Origin of the sequence: Lactobacillus sp. ESL0263 (genome assembly GCF_003692845.1) — a bacterium.
GTDB classification, from domain to species: domain Bacteria; phylum Bacillota; class Bacilli; order Lactobacillales; family Lactobacillaceae; genus Lactobacillus; species Lactobacillus apis.
In genome coordinates this window covers 71,104-91,819 of sequence record NZ_REHL01000006.1, presented here as the reverse complement: position 1 = coordinate 91,819, position 20,716 = coordinate 71,104, and the positions used below count along the sequence as shown (strand labels likewise).

The 20,716-nt window shown below is 37.3% G+C and carries 18 protein-coding genes and 2 tRNA genes; 17 read left to right on the top strand and 3 right to left on the bottom strand.

The features are described 5' to 3' along the window. Nucleotides 1-27 precede the first annotated feature (27 nt). Both F5ESL0263_RS06835 and F5ESL0263_RS06830 read left to right on the top strand, forming a co-directional pair. Complete coding sequence (locus F5ESL0263_RS06835; RefSeq protein ID WP_122035824.1) at nucleotides 28-1,461, top strand: glycoside hydrolase family 1 protein; 1,434 nt, start codon at nucleotides 28-30, stop codon at nucleotides 1,459-1,461. A gap of 10 nt (nucleotides 1,462-1,471) precedes the next feature. Continuing rightward, nucleotides 1,472-3,385 carry a beta-glucoside-specific PTS transporter subunit IIABC gene (locus F5ESL0263_RS06830; RefSeq protein ID WP_158593025.1) on the top strand — a complete coding sequence of 638 codons (1,914 nt, stop codon included), beginning with the start codon at nucleotides 1,472-1,474 and terminating at the stop codon, nucleotides 3,383-3,385. A gap of 65 nt (nucleotides 3,386-3,450) precedes the next feature. Here F5ESL0263_RS06830 and cbpA read toward each other — a convergent pair whose 3' ends face one another. Next, the gene (gene cbpA / locus F5ESL0263_RS06825; RefSeq protein WP_046307639.1) at nucleotides 3,451-4,158 is read right to left on the bottom strand and encodes a cyclic di-AMP binding protein CbpA; all 708 of its coding nucleotides are present in this window, start codon (nucleotides 4,156-4,158) and stop codon (nucleotides 3,451-3,453) included. Nucleotides 4,159-4,381: 223 nt separating this feature from the next. On the opposite strand from cbpA, the gene pth reads away from it, so the two are divergent. The 11 genes from pth (at nucleotide 4,382) to lysS (ending at nucleotide 17,430) form a co-directional block, all read left to right on the top strand. Further along, a complete protein-coding gene (gene pth / locus F5ESL0263_RS06820) occupies nucleotides 4,382-4,948 on the top strand; it encodes an aminoacyl-tRNA hydrolase (protein ID WP_046307637.1) in 567 nt (188 codons plus the stop codon). Nucleotide 4,949: 1 nt separating this feature from the next. After that, entirely contained in the window at nucleotides 4,950-8,441 is a 3,492-nt protein-coding gene (gene mfd, locus F5ESL0263_RS06815; RefSeq protein WP_122035820.1) for a transcription-repair coupling factor, read from the top strand. Between the two features lie 11 nt (nucleotides 8,442-8,452). Beyond that, nucleotides 8,453-8,695 carry an RNA-binding S4 domain-containing protein gene (locus F5ESL0263_RS06810; RefSeq protein ID WP_122035818.1) on the top strand — a complete coding sequence of 81 codons (243 nt, stop codon included), beginning with the start codon at nucleotides 8,453-8,455 and terminating at the stop codon, nucleotides 8,693-8,695. A 76-nt stretch (nucleotides 8,696-8,771) separates the two neighbouring features. Next, nucleotides 8,772-9,149 carry a septum formation initiator family protein gene (locus F5ESL0263_RS06805; RefSeq protein WP_101138680.1) on the top strand — a complete coding sequence of 126 codons (378 nt, stop codon included), beginning with the start codon at nucleotides 8,772-8,774 and terminating at the stop codon, nucleotides 9,147-9,149. Continuing rightward, nucleotides 9,146-9,514, top strand: a complete 369-nt coding sequence (locus tag F5ESL0263_RS06800) for a S1 RNA-binding domain-containing protein (RefSeq protein WP_122035816.1) — start codon at nucleotides 9,146-9,148, stop codon at nucleotides 9,512-9,514. The genes F5ESL0263_RS06805 and F5ESL0263_RS06800 overlap by 4 nt, the downstream gene beginning before the upstream one ends. After that, the gene (gene tilS, locus F5ESL0263_RS06795) at nucleotides 9,504-10,763 is read left to right on the top strand and encodes a tRNA lysidine(34) synthetase TilS (protein ID WP_122035814.1); all 1,260 of its coding nucleotides are present in this window, start codon (nucleotides 9,504-9,506) and stop codon (nucleotides 10,761-10,763) included. Before F5ESL0263_RS06800 ends, tilS begins: the two co-directional genes overlap by 11 nt. A gap of 87 nt (nucleotides 10,764-10,850) precedes the next feature. Further along, nucleotides 10,851-13,079, top strand: coding sequence for an ATP-dependent zinc metalloprotease FtsH (gene ftsH / locus F5ESL0263_RS06790; RefSeq protein ID WP_122035812.1), 2,229 nt, complete (start codon nucleotides 10,851-10,853; stop codon nucleotides 13,077-13,079). Nucleotides 13,080-13,127: 48 nt separating this feature from the next. Next, complete coding sequence (gene hslO, locus F5ESL0263_RS06785; protein WP_122035810.1) at nucleotides 13,128-14,000, top strand: Hsp33 family molecular chaperone HslO; 873 nt, start codon at nucleotides 13,128-13,130, stop codon at nucleotides 13,998-14,000. A 113-nt stretch (nucleotides 14,001-14,113) separates the two neighbouring features. Further along, nucleotides 14,114-14,746, top strand: coding sequence for a histidine phosphatase family protein (locus tag F5ESL0263_RS06780; protein WP_122035808.1), 633 nt, complete (start codon nucleotides 14,114-14,116; stop codon nucleotides 14,744-14,746). A gap of 99 nt (nucleotides 14,747-14,845) precedes the next feature. Continuing rightward, nucleotides 14,846-15,856 (top strand): tRNA dihydrouridine synthase DusB, encoded by a 1,011-nt coding sequence (gene dusB, locus F5ESL0263_RS06775; RefSeq protein WP_122035806.1) that lies wholly within the window; start codon nucleotides 14,846-14,848, stop codon nucleotides 15,854-15,856. Between the two features lie 26 nt (nucleotides 15,857-15,882). Further along, nucleotides 15,883-17,430 carry a lysine--tRNA ligase gene (lysS, locus tag F5ESL0263_RS06770; protein ID WP_122035804.1) on the top strand — a complete coding sequence of 516 codons (1,548 nt, stop codon included), beginning with the start codon at nucleotides 15,883-15,885 and terminating at the stop codon, nucleotides 17,428-17,430. Between the two features lie 81 nt (nucleotides 17,431-17,511). Here lysS and F5ESL0263_RS06765 read toward each other — a convergent pair whose 3' ends face one another. Next, nucleotides 17,512-18,333, bottom strand: coding sequence for a DUF2785 domain-containing protein (locus F5ESL0263_RS06765; RefSeq protein ID WP_122035802.1), 822 nt, complete (start codon nucleotides 18,331-18,333; stop codon nucleotides 17,512-17,514). Nucleotides 18,334-18,460: 127 nt separating this feature from the next. On the opposite strand from F5ESL0263_RS06765, the gene F5ESL0263_RS06760 reads away from it, so the two are divergent. The 4 genes from F5ESL0263_RS06760 to F5ESL0263_RS06745 all read left to right on the top strand — a co-directional run bounded on the left by F5ESL0263_RS06760 (nucleotide 18,461) and on the right by F5ESL0263_RS06745 (nucleotide 19,694). Then, nucleotides 18,461-18,535, top strand: a tRNA-Gly gene (locus tag F5ESL0263_RS06760). Nucleotides 18,536-18,581: 46 nt separating this feature from the next. Next, nucleotides 18,582-18,655: transfer RNA gene (locus F5ESL0263_RS06755), tRNA-Pro, on the top strand. A 279-nt stretch (nucleotides 18,656-18,934) separates the two neighbouring features. Continuing rightward, nucleotides 18,935-19,297, top strand: coding sequence for a DUF1492 domain-containing protein (locus F5ESL0263_RS06750; protein ID WP_122035800.1), 363 nt, complete (start codon nucleotides 18,935-18,937; stop codon nucleotides 19,295-19,297). Nucleotides 19,298-19,310: 13 nt separating this feature from the next. Continuing rightward, the gene (locus F5ESL0263_RS06745) at nucleotides 19,311-19,694 is read left to right on the top strand and encodes a hypothetical protein (RefSeq protein WP_122035798.1); all 384 of its coding nucleotides are present in this window, start codon (nucleotides 19,311-19,313) and stop codon (nucleotides 19,692-19,694) included. A 146-nt stretch (nucleotides 19,695-19,840) separates the two neighbouring features. Here F5ESL0263_RS06745 and F5ESL0263_RS06740 read toward each other — a convergent pair whose 3' ends face one another. Further along, complete coding sequence (locus tag F5ESL0263_RS06740) at nucleotides 19,841-20,674, bottom strand: hypothetical protein (protein WP_122035796.1); 834 nt, start codon at nucleotides 20,672-20,674, stop codon at nucleotides 19,841-19,843. Nucleotides 20,675-20,716 lie beyond the last annotated feature (42 nt).

Here is a 20,716-nt window from a genome sequence, read left to right as displayed (position 1 = left end):
TTTTTATTTTGAAAGGATCGTAGAAAAATGAAGAATAATACTAAATTCCCTGATGGATTTTTATGGGGTGGAGCAATTGCAGCTGATCAAATTGAAGGAGCATGCTTTGAAGGTGGAAAAGGATTAACTACTTCAGATATGTTTGTTTATAATCCTGAAGCAGACAATTCTAATTTACATACATCAACGATGACTAAAGAACAAGTGCTCAACGCCATCAACGATCAAGAAGGATATTATCCTAAACGTCATGGAATTGATTTTTATCATACTTATAAAGATGATCTTAAGTACCTTAAAGAAATGGGGTTTAAGACATTTCGCTTTTCAATTAACTGGGGAAGAATTTTTCCTAATGGCGATGATGCTGAGCCTAACCAAGCAGGACTAGATTTTTATGATCAGCTAATTGACGAAGTTATTGCTGACGGCATGGAGCCAATTGTCACAATGCTTCATTATGAAATCCCAATTAACATTACTTTGAAGTACGGTGGCTTTAATAACCGTAAAGTTATTGACCTGTTTACTCGATATGGAGAAACACTACTTGAACATTTTGGACAAAAGGTTCGTTATTGGATTGTAATTAATCAGATTAATTTGTTTCATATTGAGCCTTTCAATTCCACAGGGATATGCATTGATCAGGTTGATAATTTTGAAGAAGCCAAGTTTCAAGCTATTCATAACCAAATGGTTGCAAGCGCAAAAATTGTAAAAAAGGCGCGAGAATTGGATCCAAATATACAGATCGGAACGATGCTTGCTGACTTAACGGCATATCCTGAAGATAGCAATCCTGATAATGTCATACTGGCAATGCATCACAATCAAATGAGTTATTACATGACAGATGTTCAGTTTCGTGGAGAATATCCTGGTTACATCTTGCGTTACTTCAAAGAACATAATTATGATTTAAAAATTACTGCAGAAGATAAAGAAGTATTGCATGAAAATACAATGGACTTTTTAGCTATTTCATATTACTTCTCACAAATGGTTGACGTGAAAAAGAGCACAGACTATCTTGCTACCAGTTCAAACCCATATCTAAAAGATAATCCATGGGGTTGGGCTATTGATCCAAAAGGCTTATACAACTGTATATCGCAGTACTGGGATCGCTATCAAAAGCCAATTATGATTGCTGAAAATGGTTTAGGAATGTATGACAAATTGGAAAATGATACGGTCAACGATGATTACCGAATTGAGTATTTGCGTGAGCATTTACAACAACTTAGTGAGTGTATTGCTGATGGCATTGACGTTTTTGCATACTGTGCTTGGGGACCAATAGATTTAGTAAGTTCATCTTCACAAGAAATGGAAAAACGCTATGGCTTTGTTTATGTTGATTACGACAATTGGGGACAAGGTACCGGAAAACGATACCTGAAAAAGTCATTTTCATGGTATAAAAATGTGATTGCAACTAATGGAAGTCAGTTATAGGGAGAAAAACATGGATTATGAACTACTAGCCAATCAAATCATTGACTTGATTGGTGGATTAGAAAATATTGATCAAGTATGGAACTGTACTACACGCTTACGTTTTAAACTTAATGACGATAGTTTAGTTCAGGATGAAAAAATCAAAAAGTTAAACGGTGTTCTTGGTACTCAAGAACGTAACGACCAGTATCAAATTATTATTGGTAACGATGTGGAGGAAGTAGAAAAAATCCTTGAGCAACGAATAGGTAAAAAGAGTCCGGCCACTGATTCAAAAAGTGTTCACCAAGAAAAAAAGAAGAAAGAGAACATTTTTAATCAAATTATTGATGCAATTTCAGGTATTTTTTCGCCTATTTTGCCTGCAATAATTGGTGCAGGTATGATGAAATGTATTTTATCAATTTTAACCTTAACCAAAATTGTTTCTCCTAATAGTGGTGTCTATGTAGTGTTTTATATGATTTCTGATGCTGCATTTTACTTTTTACCATTTTTAGTTGCGGTGTCAGCGTCACGAAGATTCCATTTGAATGAATTTATTGGATTATCTGCTGCAGGGGTTTTACTCTATCCAACGTTAATCAATGGAGCTGCTAAGCACCTTCCACCAATTAATTTCTTAGGATTAAAGATTCCATATTTAGGCTATAGCTCTTCAGTAGTGCCAATCATTTTAGTTGTTTGGCTGATGAGCTTTGTATATAAATATGTTGATCGGTATATGCCTAAAGTTCTACGATTTATTCTAACTCCTGTAATCACAATGATTATTACGATTCCAATTGGCCTTTTTGCTCTTGCACCACTAGGGAATTATTTAGGAGAACTATTATCAACAATTTTAGACTGGCTTTTCACATATGCAGGACCGCTGGCTGGTTTTGTTCTAGCTGGACTAAATCCGCTGATTATAATGACTGGTATGCACTATGCGATTATGCCAATTGCAATTCAGAACTTAGCACGCACAGGATATGACAACTTTTGGTTACCATTTGCATTAATTAGTAACATCGCGCAAGCTGGAGCACTATTTGCCCTTGGCTTTAAGTTTAAGAAATCTGAAGATAAGTCTATTGCCTTTTCAACTTGTGTATCAGCTATTTTAGGGGTTACTGAACCAGGACTATTTGGTGTTACTCTGAAGCTGAAAAAACCACTTTATGCTGCAATGGCAGCAGGGGGAGTTGGCGGCTTAATAGCAGTTTTAATGGGAGTAAGAACATATTCTTTTAGTGCGCCAAACATTTTGATTTTACCAACTTATATTGCTCCAAATGGTAGTCTGCAAGGATTAATCGCAATTGTGGTTGCGCTTATAGTTACCTTTATTTTATCCTTTGGTCTAACCTTTATTTTGAAAATAGATGGTTTGAATCCCGAAACGACTACCGGTGACGAAGTCAATAATGATTCAAAAGTTACCGAGGTTGCAGCTGATGAAACTAATGCGCTACAGGAAGAAGAGCTAATTTATAGTCCTGTAGAAGGCGAATTACAAAGCATTAAGCAAGTCCAAGATAGTACCTTTTCAGACGAAATTATCGGTAAAGGTGTTGCTATTATTCCAAGTAAGGGTACGGTTTCTGCTCCATTTGACGGACAAATAACAATGGTTTTCCGAACTAAGCATGCTCTTGCCTTTACGTCAAAAAGTGGAGTTGAAGTTTTAGTTCATATTGGAATTGATACGGTTGAACTTGATGGTAAAGGTTTTAAACTATTAAAGAATAAAGGTGACAATGTTAAGCAAGGCGAGCCTGTTTTAGAATTCGATCAGGACTCAATCAAAAAGCAAGGATACCAACTTATTACTCCTGTAGTAGTAACTAATTATCAAAAATTCAAAAATGTGGAAAAGATATCGGGATTAAAACAGATTGATTCTCATCAAGTAGTTATGAAAGTAGAAGAGTAAATAAACATTACAACATCAAAAAAGCACTGCAATTAAGTAGCAGTGCTTTTTATCTTGGTTAAAAATTAATCTTCAGTTGGTTCGCTTAAGAAGACACCAGGATTTTCATCACTCATGATGGTCATTCCGGCTTGTAAGTCTTCAATTTCTGCAACTACATATCCTTTGGCTTCAAGTTTGGCAACAATGGTCTTCATTGTGTCATCTGTTACACCAGCGGGTAGGGTGAAGAGAATTCGTCTAACAAAGTTATCATTAATTGTGTTTGGTGATGAATCCAAGCTCATAACACCAGCAATTTCTGAATATTTACTAATCACTTTTGACATTTTAACTAAATTACCACGAGAATTATCGGTTAAAACAGTTAATACATAAGAACCAGTTTTAACATTCCAGGCAGCTGACAACATGTCGAGCAGACGAGAGTGTGTCAAGATACCATAGAATTTGTTGTCCTCGTCTAATACACTGATGTAAGGCAAATCCTTAATCGTGAAGAAAACTTTGAAAAATGGTGAGTTAACTTTAATAGTTTTTGTAGCATTTTTCAGTAAGTAGGTAACTGGCAGGTTCATGTCCTTACCTTCAGACTTGTGACGATAAATATGCATGCGGTAAATATTACCGCGGAAGATTGTACCGGTATCATCTAAAATCGGTACACACCGAAAACCAGACTCCTCTAAAGTCTTTAGTGCTTCTTCAAGCGTTGCGTGTTCGTTAACTGTTGTAAGATAATCTTTTTTTCTAACTAAAGATTTGATGAGCATGAAACTGCCTCCGTTTTTAAAAATAATCTAATCAATTATACCATATGATTTTTGATTAAATAAAAATTAAAATAGTTTTTTCGAATAAATAGAGTTTAGCACGTGTGAGCTAAATAAAAAAGTAATTTTGTTCACTGAAACTAAAGTGTAATAGTCTGAGAGAAACTGAGTAGGGTTGAATGTGCTATCATTAAATACGATTATTTAATTAAGGGGAAATATGATGAAACTAATTGCGGGTCTGGGAAATCCAGGCAAAAAGTATGACGGAACTAAGCACAATACAGGCTTTATGGCACTTGATCAGTATTTAGCTAAAAATTCTTTGGTTCTTGAACGGGAAAAGTTTGAGGGTAAATATACTAAACAAAAAATTAAAGGTGAAGACGTAATTTTGCTTGAGCCACAAACATATATGAATGATTCTGGGCGCTCTATTGCGCAATTTGCGCACTTCTTTAAGATTGATCCACAAGATATTTTAGTCATTCATGATGATATGGATATGCCGTTAAGTAAAATCCGCATTCGTGCAAATGGTAAGTCAGGCGGGCATAATGGTATTAAGAGTATTATCCGTGACTTGGGTTCAAGTAATTTTAACCGGTTAAAAATAGGTATTAGACATCCCGACAACGTGACAGAATCTAGCGTTATTTCATGGGTTTTATCGCAATTTGACAGCCAGCAACAGAAATTAATGGATGCTGCATTCGATACTAGCTGCGAAATAATCGACGATTTTATTGCTGGCAAGGGCAGTCAATTTTTGATGAATAAATATAATTAAAATGCGCTTAACAGAGTTAATTAAAGAAGATAAAGAACTAACAGATTTCATTAATAAGACAGCTAAAGTAAAAAATTCACTAATCACTGGCGCTAATGCCGGTGCTTTTGGTCTGCTCTTATGTCAGATTGTGACTTCGCTTAACCGTCCACTATTATTAATAGAAGAAAACGAAAATAAGGCACAGAAGCGGTATAGTGAATTAAATGCAATTATGCCTGATGGAAGTGTTCAAATCTTTCCAGTTGATGCTACAATTGCAACCCAAACTGCTGTTAGTTCGCCAGATGAATTAAGTAGCCGAATTCAGGCGCTTAATTTTTTATTGACCGGCCAAATGGGAATTGTTGTAACCACACCGCAAGGGTTACAGTATAAATTATCTAGACCAGAGCAATATAGCGCTACAAAGCGTGATTTTGAAACAGGAAAAGAATTTGACCTTGCCGAATTGACAAGCTGGTTGGTGGCAGCAGGCTATCGTCGTGAAAATTTGGTTGCACGAGTAGGAGAGTTTGCTTTGCGTGGGGATATTTTGGATATCTACCCACTTGATCGCGAAAATCCTGTCAGAATCGAATTTTTTGGTGATGAAATTGACACAATAAAAGAATTTGATTTGTCCAGCCAGCGTAGTAAAGATGTAATCGACAAGGTTACAATTGGTCCTGCACAAGACCGTGTTTTTACGGAAGCAGACTTTCAACGGGCTGTGACTAAAATAACTAAGGCAATGGGGGATGCGCCTGCTCCAGAAGAAGCAGTGAAGGATCACTTTACCCAAACTCTGGATGAGCTAAATAGTGCTACTTTGCCCTCAAATTATGCTTTTTTGGTTGATTTTTTACTCGAGAAACCAAGTAACTTACTCAAATATTTAAGTGCAGACGGCTTAATCATGCTCGATGACTGGCCGCTAATTGATCAAGCTGTTAAAACAGTTGATCAGCAAAATGCTGGTTTTATTGATGATGAACTGAAAACAGGTGCAATTTTACCTGGTCAAGAACTGAGAGCTGATTTTAATCGCGCTTGGACTAAAGATGATCATCATCACCTTTATTTTTCATTATTCCAACGTTCAATTGGGCGGATTCGGCTTGATCAGTTATTTGACTGGCAAACACGGGAGCCGCAACAATTTTTCAGTCAGATGCCTTTGATAAAAACAGAAATTGAATCGTATCAAAAAAATAAGCAAACAGTTATTTTGCAGGCTGACAATCAAAAGCGAGCACGCCAAATCAGCCAAACAATGATTGAATTTGGCATGTCGATTCCAATTGTTGCTAAAGATGATCTTGTTGAAGGACAGACACAAATCATTGTTGATTCTTTTGCCAGCGGCTTTACATTACCGAAAAACAACCTAGTTTATCTGACAGAGCATGAGCTGTTTAATAAAACGAGCCATCACCGTCGACGTGTCAAGACTTTGGAAAATGCACAACGTTTGCGTAATTATAATGAACTCAAACCAGGTGATTATGTAGTTCACGTTAACCACGGTATTGGCCGGTTCGAAGGAATCAAAACACTAGAAAACAACGGTGTTAAACGCGACTACATTACGATTACCTATCAGCATGGTGATCAATTATTTGTGCCGGCTGATCAATTGAAATTAGTGCAAAAATATGTGGCTTCGGAAGATAAGACGCCTCATGTTAATAAGCTGGGTGGCAGTGAATGGGCTAAAACTAAGCGCAAGGTTGCGGCTAAAGTTGAGGATATTGCTGATGACTTGATTGACCTTTACGCTAAGCGTGAATCAGAAAAAGGTTTTGCCTTTTCAAAGGATGATGAATTGCAACGAGAGTTTGAAGATTCGTTTCCTTACGTTGAAACGGCAGACCAGTTGCGTTCAATTAAAGAAATTAAGCATGATATGGAACAACCCAAACCAATGGATCGGCTACTTGTGGGTGACGTTGGTTTCGGTAAAACTGAGGTGGCTCTAAGAGCAGCATTTAAAGCAGTACAGGACAATAAACAGGTAGCGTTTTTAGTACCAACTACCATTTTGGCGCAACAGCACTTTGAAACAATCCAAGACCGTTTCAAAAACTTTCCGGTTAACTATGCGGTTTTGTCACGCTTCCAGACTGCAGCAGAATCAAAGAAAATCACAGAAGGATTGAAAAGCGGTAAAATTGATTTAGTAGTTGGTACGCACCGATTGCTATCCAAAGACGTCCAGTTTAAAGACTTGGGCTTGTTAATTGTTGACGAAGAGCAGCGCTTTGGTGTTAAGCATAAAGAGCGCCTTAAGGAATTGAAGGCTAACATTGATGTCTTAACTTTAACGGCCACACCAATTCCCCGAACCTTGCATATGTCAATGGTTGGTGTGCGTGACTTATCTGTTATGGAAACTCCGCCATCCAATCGTTATCCAATTCAAACATATGTAATGGAACAAATTCCAAGTGTAGTTAAAGATGCCTGTTTGCGTGAAATGCAACGTGGTGGGCAAGTCTTTTATTTGCATAATCGAATTGACGACATTGATGATGTTGTAAGTGAGCTGGAGGACTTGATACCAACGGCACGAATTATTAGTGTCCACGGACGAATGAGCAAGAATATGATGGAGGATATTCTCTATCGCTTTCTAAACCGTGAGTTTGATATTCTGGTTACAACAACAATTATTGAAACGGGAATTGACATGCCAAATGTCAATACAATGATTATTGAAAATGCAGATCACTATGGCCTGAGCCAACTTTACCAGCTCCGCGGTAGAATTGGTCGAAGTGCACGGCTTGCCTATGCTTACTTCCTATACCAGCCAAACAAGGTCTTAACAGAAATTGGTGAAAAACGATTGGAAGCAATCCGCGATTTCACCGAACTTGGATCAGGCTTTAAGATTGCTATGCGCGATTTATCGATTAGAGGGGCTGGCAATATGCTTGGCGCCCAGCAGCACGGCTTCATCGATAGTGTTGGGTACGACCTTTATTCACAAATGCTTTCTGATGCAATTAAAAGCCGTAAAGGCAAGAAAAAGGTCGATAAGAGTAACGCTGAGATTGACCTTGGACTGGAAGCCTATATTCCTGAAAGCTATATTGCGGATCAAGAAGAAAAGATTGAGTTTTATAAGAAGATCAAAGCGGCTAATGCTGATGACATTGAGCAAATTCAAGATGAATTAATTGACCGCTTTGGTGATTATCCCGAACCTGTTGAAAATCTATTGGCAATTTCAAAACTAAAAGCTGAAGCTGATTTGGCGCAAGTGCTTAACATTACCCAAATTAAGCAGCAGGTGAAAGTTGAATTTAATAATAGTGCAAGTAAAGAACTGAAGGGGCCTAACATTTTTAAGGCACTCGAGCACGTTTCGTTCAAGGCTAAAATTAGTTTGTCACCGCAACAACGCCTTGTCGTTTTATTAGACTTACCAGCGGATATCCATCATCGGCGACTTTTTAATGAATTAACGACATTTATGACAGCAGCAAGTGACATTATTCAAAGATAACGAGGTAAAAAATGCGTATTGATAAATTTTTGAAAATTTCAAGATTAGTTAAAAGAAGACCCGTGGCCAAGGAGATGGCAGATCAAGGTCGAATTAAAGTAAATGACAAAGTTGTTAAGTCAAGTTATGACGTAAAAATCGGTGACGTTATTGAAGTAGGTTATGGCTCAAGAGAGGTTAAGGCCAAAGTCTGTGACATCCGCGAGACAACCAAAAAAGCAGAGGCAAGTGAACTTTATGAATTAATTGAATGATAACTTTGTTATTTAATGACTTTTATGAATGGTCTTGTTATAATTAAATAGTATTTTAGAATTACAGAGGACAAAAATTATGAAAGGACCACGTATCTATAATTCGCTTAGTCCAGAAGAGCGAATTGCGCGCCTAAAGCGTAAGCAAGAAAAACGGGAAAAAGAAGTACACCGAATTCGACGCAATCGTATTATTGCCGTCTTTTTAGTCTTGTTTGCACTTTTAGGTATTCAGCTTACGGTTACGCGTGTACAAACACAGCGCATCAATGAACAAGTACAAACGCAGAAAAAATCGCTCAGCCAAATTGATAAGCAAAAACGTGCTTTGACCGCTAAGCGCGACGACTTAAAAGATCCTGATTACGTGGCCAAACTTGTCCGCTTTAAGTTTTTATATTCTAAACCAAATGAGACAATTTATAATTTACCTGAGGGCAAAGACGATAATTGATGAAATTTCAAGTAGGACAACGTGTTACAGGTACAATTAACAACATCACCGATTTGGGTATTTTTGTTAGCCTTCCTAAGCATACGTCGGGACTCATTCACCACAGTGATTTTGGCGAAAACTGGGTGCGCGAACGTGCTAACTATCAGATTGGTGATTCTATTCGTGTAGTTGTAATTAATAATTTTAAAGGTAAAATTGGTCTTTCAAGAATGCGGTTAAATGATCCGAATTTAATTGACCATACTAATGAATTTTCTGATGTAAAAAAAGAGCAGTTTTTAACTGTTTTAACCAAAACAATCACTGATTCTGAGCAAGAAATCAAAAAACTGCAGCAAGAATTGAACAATTATGCTGATTGATGACTTCTTTAAAGCAAATAGTTTGCCGTTAGAGGGTAAAACACTTGTTGTAGCGACAAGTGGTGGACCGGATTCAATGGCACTCCTTGACATGGCTAATGAAGCTAAGGCGCAATATCATTTTAAGTTAATTGCGGCTCATTTTAATCACCAATTGCGTGTTGATTCCAATTGCGAGGATACAGCAATCGGTAATTATTGTCAGACAAAGCAAATTGAAGTTGTTACTGGAAAATGGTCGAAACAGTTGCAACCGCAAAAAGGAATTGAAGCAGCTGCGCGCCAAGTTCGCTATCAGTTTTTGACTGAAGTAATGAAGAATAAGGCTGGCGACTATTTGTTAACGGCACATCACAGTGATGATTTGCTGGAAAATATTTTGCTCAAATTTATCCGTTCTGGTAATCCAAGTGAAATGAATAGTTTGCAGCCAGTTAGCAAAATGAATGACCAGATTTTGTTACGACCACTGCTAACAGTTGAAAAGGCAGAGTTATTAACTTATGTAGAGAAACGTCAAATTCCATTTGTGATTGATCAAACCAATAATGAGGATGACGCTTTACGTAATCGGATAAGACATAAAATTGTGCCTCTCTTGAAGGCTGAAAACCCAGAAATAAAGCGCAGCGCTTGGCGTTTTAGCGAGCAAATGAACTTAATGACATCGCTAATTACTGGTGACTTTGAGCAAATAGAGCAGCCCAGTGAATATCTCGGTTTTTTCTATCGGCTTAAAAAAGAAAATCTGGCTTCTCTGACCGAAAAGCAGAAAGTACTGTATTGGCAAAAATTTATTTGGAAAACATGGCATGTACGTGTTAATGATAATCTTGGCAATTTTGAATTACTGTCTTATCAAGATTATTTTTATCTGATTGAAAAACCATTGCCTGACATTGAGCAAAAACAGCAAGTTGAACTAGGACAAAAGTTTAAATTTGGCAGTAGGGAATTTGTCATTACTGATAAATTGAATGTTAATGGCAACTTGATTGCTAAGCTTAGCATTCCAGAAGGCGCTAGAATATATGCTGGACCAACTGAGTCTGGTGCCAAACTTAATCTAAAGAATGGGCGACACGTCAAAAGTAAGAAAAAGTTTGCTCAAAGCGGCATTCCTAATGTGCTACGACCATATTGCTTGGCTATTCTTGCGGATAGCGAAGTGGTCTTCATAGAGGATACTTATTCAAGTCAAAAAAAGGTAGCAAATAAACGTCATTTTTATCTATATGGCAATATTTAATAAGAAATTTTAAAATAATAGAGTGATACTGAAATATGTGTTAAACTTTTATTCGTATATCTCTAGGAACTTTTGTGGAGGATTTTTATGAAAAATAACCGGAATCGGCTGTTTTCAAATGGCTTGTTCTATATAGTTGTTTTCCTTTTATTATTAGGAGGAATCAACTGGGCACTTGGTGGCACCGATAATTCCGGTGGTAGTGAGAACATCAGCTACTCGGAATTTGTCAAAGATTTGAATGACGGCAAGGTAAAGAACTTTAACGTTCAGCCTGCCAACGGTGTTTACACTGTATCAGGTAGTTACAAAGAGGCCCAAGATACTAAAAGCCAATCAAGTAACAGTCTCGACTTCTTTAACGGTAGCTCTGGATCAAAAGTGAAGCGTTTCTCAACAACTATGCTTCAAAATGATTCGAGTGTGTCGAATGTTCAGAACTTAGCTGAAAAGAGTGGCACAAAAATGACCACTCAAGGCGAATCGCAGTCTGGCAACTGGATCTCAACCATTGTAATGCTGGTGCCAACTATTCTGTTCATTGTCATGCTTTGGATGATGATTAGTCAAAGTAGTGGCGGTGGCGGCCGTGGTGGTAACGGCGGTATTATGAACTTTGGTCGTTCTCACGTTAAGCCAGAAGATCCAAAGAAGAATAAGGTTCGTTTTTCTGACGTTGCCGGTGAAGAAGAAGAAAAGCAGGAACTTGTTGAAGTTGTTGAATTCTTGAAGAATCCTGCCAAATTCACCAAGTTAGGTGCGAAAATCCCATCTGGGGTTTTACTCGAGGGTCCTCCGGGAACTGGTAAGACTTTGCTTGCTCGTGCTGTTGCTGGTGAAGCCAACGTACCGTTCTTTTCAATTTCAGGTTCTGACTTCGTTGAAATGTTCGTTGGTGTTGGTGCTAGTCGTGTACGTGACTTATTCACTAATGCTAAGAAGAACGCACCAAGTATCATTTTCATTGATGAAATTGATGCCATTGGTCGTCGTCGTGGCGGTAATGCTAGTGGTGGCGGTAACGATGAACGTGAACAAACCTTGAACCAATTGTTAGTTGAAATGGATGGGTTTGAAGGTAACGAAGGTGTTATCGTCATTGCCGCAACTAACCGTTCTGATGTTTTGGATCCAGCTTTGCTTCGTCCTGGTCGTTTTGACCGTAAAGTTCTAGTTGGTTCGCCAGATGTTCGTGGTCGTGAAGCTATCCTACGTGTTCATGCCAAGAACATGCCATTGGCAGATGACGTTGACTTAAAGGAAATTGCTCGTCAAACTCCAGGTTTCGTTGGTGCTGATTTAGCTAACTTACTAAACGAAGCTGCATTATTGGCTGCTCGTCGTAATGGCAATGAAATTACTGCTAATGACTTAGATGAAGCAGAAGATCGAGTAATTGCTGGACCAGCTAAGCGTGACAGCATGATCTCAAAGAAAGAGCGTCAAAGAGTTGCCTTCCATGAGGCAGGACACTCGATTTGTGGATTGGTTCTAAGTGATTCACGGACAGTTCGTAAGGTTACAATTGTTCCTCACGGTCGTACAGGTGGATATAATTTAATGCTACCTAAGGATGATCAGTTCTTACTAACTAAGAAGCAATTAATGGAACAAATCGTCGGCTTAATGGGTGGACGTGCTGGTGAAGAAGTTGTGGTTGGTGACCAGTCAACTGGTGCTTCCAACGACTTTGAACAAGCAACACAAATTGCTCATAGTATGGTTGTCAACTACGGTATGACTGATTCGCTAGGAATGGTTGAACTCGAAAAAGAGGGCGAAACTAATCCTTACGGCTTTAAACCATATAGTGAAGCAACTTCTGCCAAAATTGATGAAGCTGTCAAGCAAATTCTTGACGAGGCCCATGAACAAGCAGTTGAAATCGTTAAGAATAACCGTGAAAAGCACCGTATTATTGCGGAAGCATTGCTTAAGTATGAAACTCTAGATGAAAAGCAGATTATGTCGCTTTACACTACTGGAAAAATGCCTGAAAAGACAGTTGAAGAATACCCAAGTGAATCTAAGGCTTCTACTTATGAAGAAGCTAAGGCTGCTGCTGAAAAGAGAGAAAATCAAAAGGCAGTTGCTAATTCTGATGAAACTGGTGTAGAAGAACAAGAAAAAGCTTCTGAAGAAGAAAAATCTGAATCTCCATTACAAAAGAATCAGGAAACTGAAAAGCGTAATCCAGAAAATCCAGAGAAACTTGAATTTCCAGAAGAACAAAATTCTTCACAGACTACAGAAGATAAAGCTGATCATGATTTAAATGAAACTGATCATTCATCTGATGATCATCCTCAAGATTAATAATTAATAGGGCCTGTTTAAAGGCTCTATTTTTTTAGGAGAATTAAAATGAACGATTATTTAATTAAAGCAATTGATAAAACTAAAAACTTACGTTTATTGACAATTAATGCCCATGATTTAGTTCAAGAAGCACAAACTAGGCATGACACTTGGTCGGCTTCTTCTGCTGTTTTGGGAAGAACATTAATTGCTGGTGTCCTATTAGCAGGCGCTGAACTAACTGACAAAGAAGAGTTAACGATCCGCCTATTAGGTGATGGTCCAGTGGGACCAACAATTGTAACCGCCAAATCTGATTTGACGGTTAAGGGCTATGTTAAGAACCCTCATATTGCTTTGCCACCTAAGGAAAATGGTCATATTGATGTTAAAAAGGCCGTTGGTAAAGGTTGGCTTGAAGTGACTAAGGATTTAGGACTAAAGGAACCTTATACTGGTCAAGTCCCGATTGTTTCCGGTGAAATCGCTGAAGATATTGCTTACTATTTAACTAAATCTGAGCAAATTCCTTCTGCTGTTGGTCTTTCCGTTTTTGTTAATCCAAACAACACAATTGGCGCAGCGGGCGGCTTTATGCTTCAGGCATTGCCTGGTGCAAGTGATAGTCTAATTGATCAAACGATTGAACGGATTAACAATTTACCTGCACTCTCCAGTTCATTTTTAGACGGCATGACTCCTGAAGAATTGGCTAAGAAGATTTTGGGCGATGACTGCAAGATTTTGGAAAAAGATGATGTTGCATTCAAATGTGACTGTTCAAAAGAAAAATATGGTGACATTTTAACAACTCTGAAAAATAGTCAGTTAAAGGAAATGATTGAAAAAGATCATGGTGCTGAATTGACTTGTAACTTTTGTGGTGAAAAATACGATTTTTCTGAAGATGAGTTAAAAGCGATTTTAGCCAAAAAATAAGTTGAAATAGATTTGTAGATTAATCACACGTATTATTAAATTTTGGTGCGGTAATTAGCATTTTTGATTATAATGAAGAAGTTGAATTAAATGAAATTAAAGGAGTGTAACTAATGCTAAACGTGTATATCGTTCGTCACGGTCAAACTGATACTAACAAAACCCTTGCAATTAACGGCTCGGGTACCAACTTGCCATTAAACGAAACAGGAATTAAGCAGGCTGAAGCTTTACGTGACAGTTTTGACATTGATCGAATCGATTATGTTTATGCTAGTCCTTTGACCCGTGCAAAACAGACTGCAGAAATACTGGATCAAGGAAAGCATGAAATTATTTACGATGACCGCTTAAAGGAAATGAACTACGGTAATTGGGATGGTAAACCTGCAGCTGAAATTCATGCAAAATATCCGCAAGCTTTTGATGATTTAGGCTATTTTACTGAAAACTATAGTGATTATTGTACTGGTGAAACATATCGTCAATTAGCTGATCGATTAATGGACTTTTGGCACGATCTCGTGAATAAACACGTAAACGAATCTGTAGTATTAGTTTTCCATGGGACTGCTTCACGCTCATTAGTACAAAATATTTTGGAGAGCACAGGAATTTCCAAAATTGGTGAAATGCAAAATGCTGGTGTAACCAATATTTCTGTTGATGATACAAGCAAAAAAGCATTTTTGCGTTACTATAACCGTTCAGCCCCTTGTGACTTCTTTCTTGAACCAAAGAGCTGATGAATAAGTTTCTACAATTTTTTTCTTAATAAAAAGGTTGAAGTTTTGCTTATGAAGCCCTTTTTGTTATGATGTTAAGGTATTTGAAAGGATGATTAGGTGGATAATAGCTGGAAAATTCGCGAAATAACCATCCCTAATCGGGTTGTTGTTGCTCCAATGGCTGGAGTATCAAACTCTGCATTTCGAATGATTTGTAAAGAATTTGGTGCAGGCTTAGTTGTGTGCGAAATGATTTCCGATCACGGAATTATTTATCGTAATAAAAAGACAATGTCAATGATGAATGTGGATCCGCGTGAGCACCCCATGAGTATTCAAATCTTTGGTGGGACGGAAGAGACTCTCCTTGAAGGAGCGCAGTATATTGATCAACATACTGATGCTGATATTATCGACATCAATATGGGTTGTCCTGTTCCTAAAATCACTAAGACTGATGCAGGTTCAAAATGGCTTTTGGACTCAAATAAGATCTATCAAATGGTTCATAAGGTAGTTCAAAATGTTTCTAAGCCCGTTTCAGTTAAGATGCGGATTGGCTGGGATCGAAAACATATTTTTGCAGTTGAAAATGCTCTAGCTGCACAAGAAGCTGGTGCAAGTATGATTGCAATGCATGGTCGAACCCGTAAGCAGATGTATGCTGGTGAAGCAGACTGGGAAACGCTTCATGATGTTGCTCAAGTGCTTGATATTCCGTTTTTGGCTAATGGTGATATTGCTACGCCAGAGCTTGCCCAAAAGGCACTAGATGAAATTGGATGTACTGGTGTCATGATTGGCCGAGCTGCTTTGGGTAATCCTTGGATGGTCAAAGATATGGTTCATTATTTGGAAACAGGTGAAAAATTACCGCCTCAAACAGTTCGTGAACGTGTAGCCACTGCTGAGCATCAACTCCAAGGCTTAGTTGAGCTTAAAGGTGAAAAGATTGCTGTGCCGGAATTTCGCCAACAAGCTGCATATTATTTAAAAGGAATTCCCCGTTCAGCGCGGACTCGTGCTAAAATAAATGAAGTTTGGACTGCACAAGAAGTCTACGATTTACTTGACAATTTTGTTGATGAGTATGAAAAGAGACAGGCACAAAAGGTCGCAAGAAATTAAAGTGAAAGATAATGGAGGAAAAATAATTGGCTAAAAGTGAAATGAATGACCAATTAATCGTTCGTCGCCAAAAGATGGAAGAACTTCGTGAAAACGGAATTGAACCATTTGGCATGAGAAAATTCGACCGTCAAGATTTGGCTCGTACTTTAAATGAGAAGTACACTAAAGAAGACAAGGACGAATTAAACAGTGAGTTACCTAAAACCAAGGTTGCTGGTAGAATGCTCGCTAAAAGAGGTAAGGGTAAAGTTGGCTTCGCTGACTTATATGACCGCACTGGCAAAATCCAGATTTATGTTCGTAAGGATATTGTTGGTGAAGAAAACTACCAAATTTTCAAAAAATCAGATATTGGTGACTTCTTAGGAATTGACGGCGAAGTCATGAAAACTGATACTGGCGAATTAACAATTCGTGCAACTCATGTAACCTTCTTATCTAAGGCCTTGCGTCCACTTCCTGATAAGTATCATGGTTTAAAGGATGTTGAACAAATTTATCGCCAACGTTACCTTGACTTAATTACTAATCATGAAAGTTATGAACGCTTTGTTAATCGGACTAAGATTATCCAAGCAATTCGTGACTTCTTAAACAACAAGGACTTTTTGGAAGTTGAAACACCAGTTTTGCACAACATTCCTGGTGGTGCAGAAGCACGTCCATTTATTTCTCACCACAACGCCCTTGATATTGACCTTTACATGAGAATTGCTTTGGAATTACCTCTGAAACGGTTAATTGTTGGTGATATGGAACGCGTTTATGAAATTGGTCGAGTTTTCAGAAACGAAGGTCTTGATACCCACCATAACCCTGAATTTACTGAGCTTGAAACTTATGCCGCATACTGGGACTTCCATGATGTTATGGATGAAGCCGAAGGAATTATTCGTGCTGCCGCAAATGTTGTTACTGATGACGGTAAAGTCACATACCAAGGCACTGAAATTGACTTAGGTAAACCATTCCGTCGTGTACATATGGTTGACTTAATTAAGGAAAAGACCGGTGTTGATTTCTGGCAAGAGATGAGCGTTGAAGAAGCAACCAAAATTGCTGAAGACCATGATATTAAGGTTGAAAGCTTTTGGAAGGTTGGTCATATTATTAATGCCTTCTTTGAAAAATACTGTGAAGAAACAATTGTTGACCCAACTTTTGTATATGGTCATCCAGTTGAAATTTCACCACTTGCTAAGAAGAACGCTGATGATCCACGCTTTACTGATCGTTTTGAAATTTACATCATGGGTGAAGAGTACGGTAACGCCTTTTCAGAACTAAACGACCCAGATGACCAACGTGAGCGTTTTGAAGCACAAATGGCAGAACGTGAAGCTGGAAACGATGAAGCTGATATGATCGATGAAGATTACTTACGTGCTATGGAATACGGTATGCCGCCAACAGGTGGATTGGGAATCGGAATTGACCGTCTTGTAATGCTTTTGACTGATGCGCCTGCAATTAGGGATGTTTTACTATTCCCAACAATGCGTCCAGAGCGAATTGAAGATATTGAGCGCGAAGTCGAAGAAGACATGAAGAAAAAAGAAAATAATAAATAATCGTTTTGCTAGCACTATAGTAAGCTAGCTAATGACACTATTAAAAAAGAATCCTTCTTTAAGGATTCTTTTTTAGTTTGCCTACAATGTAAAACCCATTTTTTCGTTGTAGGCAGTTATTTTCGAAAGTAGATTATCTTGAACTTCCTTATTGGTAGAAAAATAAAAATACCAATTTTGTAATAACCTGAACCAGGAACTCAAACAATACCAGTTAGCACGATCATCGTGTAAAAGCTGCTGATAAATTTTCTTATCGAAATCGTCAACAAATGAATTAAAGTCAGCTGAAGCTATCTTTTGGAAATGAACGCCTTGAAAAAAAGCAAATGCTATTCGTTGCTCTTCATCATCAACAAATGGATTTTTTAAATTTTGGAAAATGCTCGTAATTACTTCAAATATTGCACTTACACTCTTAGGCTTGAAATCATGGTGACTCAAAGTAGCACCCAGAAAATCACTTCCATGCGCGACACTGTGTGCCCAACCTTTGGTTGTCACATAGCCACGAAAATCTTTTTCTTCTTTTAGATACCTAATGCTCCAGTCAAAAAGTAATTGACGTTCACTATCTGTTAAGATTGGCTTGTCATTATCTGATTCTAAAATGAGTGCGCCAAGTAAGGCACTGAAAGTTCTTAGAAAAACGGCATCGTTTTCTGGTTGATTAATTTGTCTAAAAAGACCTCTGTTCTGAATAAAACTGTCGATAATTACCTGAATCTGTTTTTGTTTAAATGCATTTTCTGAAAAGCCGCGTGCAAAGAGGGTGTAAACAAGGTTATCTCTAATATGTGGATTCAAATTGCCAATATTGTCTAATAAGAATTGAATCTGCTCATCAGTAAAAACGAGCTTTCCTTCTGGCAGATCAACTAATTTCTCCAATTCATTTTGCATAATTTTTCCTTTAAATCTATAAGTGTATTTTAGCTATAATTATATAATAATCGGAGATTTTTTGGTGATTTTTTTAAAAAAAGGGGTTGAAAAAGATAACTGATTTGCTATAATAATATTTGTTCTTGCGGAAGTAGTTCAGTGGTAGAACATCACCTTGCCATGGTGGGGGTCGCGGGTTCGAATCCCGTCTTCCGCTCCAAGAGAAACAGAAAAAACTCACCGTTTTGGTGAGTTTTTTTGTTAACCGGGAAATAGCTCAGCTTGGTAGAGCGCTACGTTCGGGACGTAGAGGTCGCAGGTTCAAATCCTGTTTTCCCGATAAATGAGATTTTGCCTTTATGTCAGATGGTTTAAACGCTGATATAAAGGCATTTTTGTTTTTTCGAATTTTCTGAAATTAGCTCAAAATGGGCTAAAAAACTTCATATTAGACTTCATATTTTAAGCAGACGTGCAAGTGGGCTAATCTTAGATATTTAGCTAAATTGGTGTAGTTGATTAGTGGAAAATGTGGCTCAAATAGGTTGAAAAGACTTCATATTTGCGGTGGATAGCTTAGGTGTTGTTAACACGTGGTAAATTAACAAGGAGATTTTCTATGAAAGAAGTAAAGGCATACCTTAAAAATGATTTGAATCACTATTTAGCACAGTGTAATAGGCATAGAAGTGACTTGTTAGCGGATAAGATAGACCACCTAACCACCTTGGCAAAAGAACGTACTACCGAAGGGATAACTTATGCTGAAAATTTAACTTTGGCCACCGGCAAGGCAATTCAAGCATGTTCTGATAAATCGCGCACAATACTAACGAAGGTATATTTGCAAAAAGAATTAAACAAACAAGTAATGGTTGAAATGGGCTATGGATCAACGAGATACTTTGAGTTAAAACACATTGCTTTATGTGAATTTGACAAGAACTTTGAAATGTACTTGAAAAAGTATGGGATTAATTAAATGGGGGTATGAAATGGAGTATAGAGAAGACGTAAGAGTATTTCTTATGTATGATTTAGGAACATTTGCAGCTCGTTCAGGGCAGCATAAAGCAGAATTGGTAAAAGGCCCCAGAGATAGATTTAAAGGCATTAAAACTAATAGTAGAATTGAATACGCTAAGAATATTACCACATGTGCTGTTAAAGCAATTAATGACTGTTCAGATAAATCAAGAAAAATCTTAACTGGAGTGTATATACTTGATAAAACTAATCGCGAAGTAATGAAAGAAGTAGGCTATAAGAAGTCACGCTATTGGGATTTAAAGCATATAGCAATTGATGAGTTTATGGATAATTTTGCAAAAGTTCAAAAGGAAATGAATCTAAAGCCGTCATTTAAGTTAATAAAATAAGCTGTAATACCATTCTGGTACTACAGCTTTTTATTTAGACAAAAATGTTCAGGTTTTTTCAGGTTTTGAACTAGTATTAGGTGAAGATTTTCAACTAAGTTGATAAGGAATGCACCCTGGTAAATGCTGACATATAGCCTGTTTTGTTACTTCACACTAGTTTGTTGACATGCAAATAAAATTATCCCTATAATCAATATCACTGCGATTAATACTATGAACACTACATTTAACCAAAACCCCCAGTTCTTATAAAAAGTTCTTGTTTGATCTTTTTTAATTGTACTTATCCAATAAAATAATAGTAAAGTTATACCCCACATAATTAAGCCAAATATTGCTGCAAGAATCAGCGTTTGGCCCAATGAAGCTTGTGTACTACCAATGTTTTGGAATAAATTACTAAGTAAGTTCATTCCGCCAAAGATGGCAAAAGTAATAGCGGTAAAAATTCCTAGAATTGCAATAAACTCTGAGTAAACTTTGCTCTTGATTTTATTTTCTATTTTTTCATCGGTGTGTTCATTTTTTTTCTCTATGGATTTTATAGATGTGTTGTGGGCATCGAGTCTACTATTAATTGCGTTTATGGAATCTTCTGTTTCAGTCTGAAATGGGTTGAATTTTTCCTTGCTTGCTTTATTTATTTTTTCGTCGATTTTTTCGTCGATGAAATACTTGTCAAATTCAACAACCTCATGAATAGCTATGAGTTTTCTATAAAAATCCTCATTTTGTTTTTGGATTGAGCTTACGTCTAAATTGCCCCAACTTTCTGGGTCCATAAGCATAAAACTATATATAAGGGATAAACTTGCTGGATTATTAAGCTCTTCTGTGACCTTTTTAATGTCCAAGTCTTCATGCTTACTTGGTTCATGAAGATATTTAATTAAATTTGTAATAGATGTGAAGTCTTTTGAATTTACTGCTCCACGTTCTTCCCACGTTTCAAAAAAACTTTTTGGTTTATTAGTCAATATGAATCACCTCAAAACAATTATACATTAAACTAATGAAAT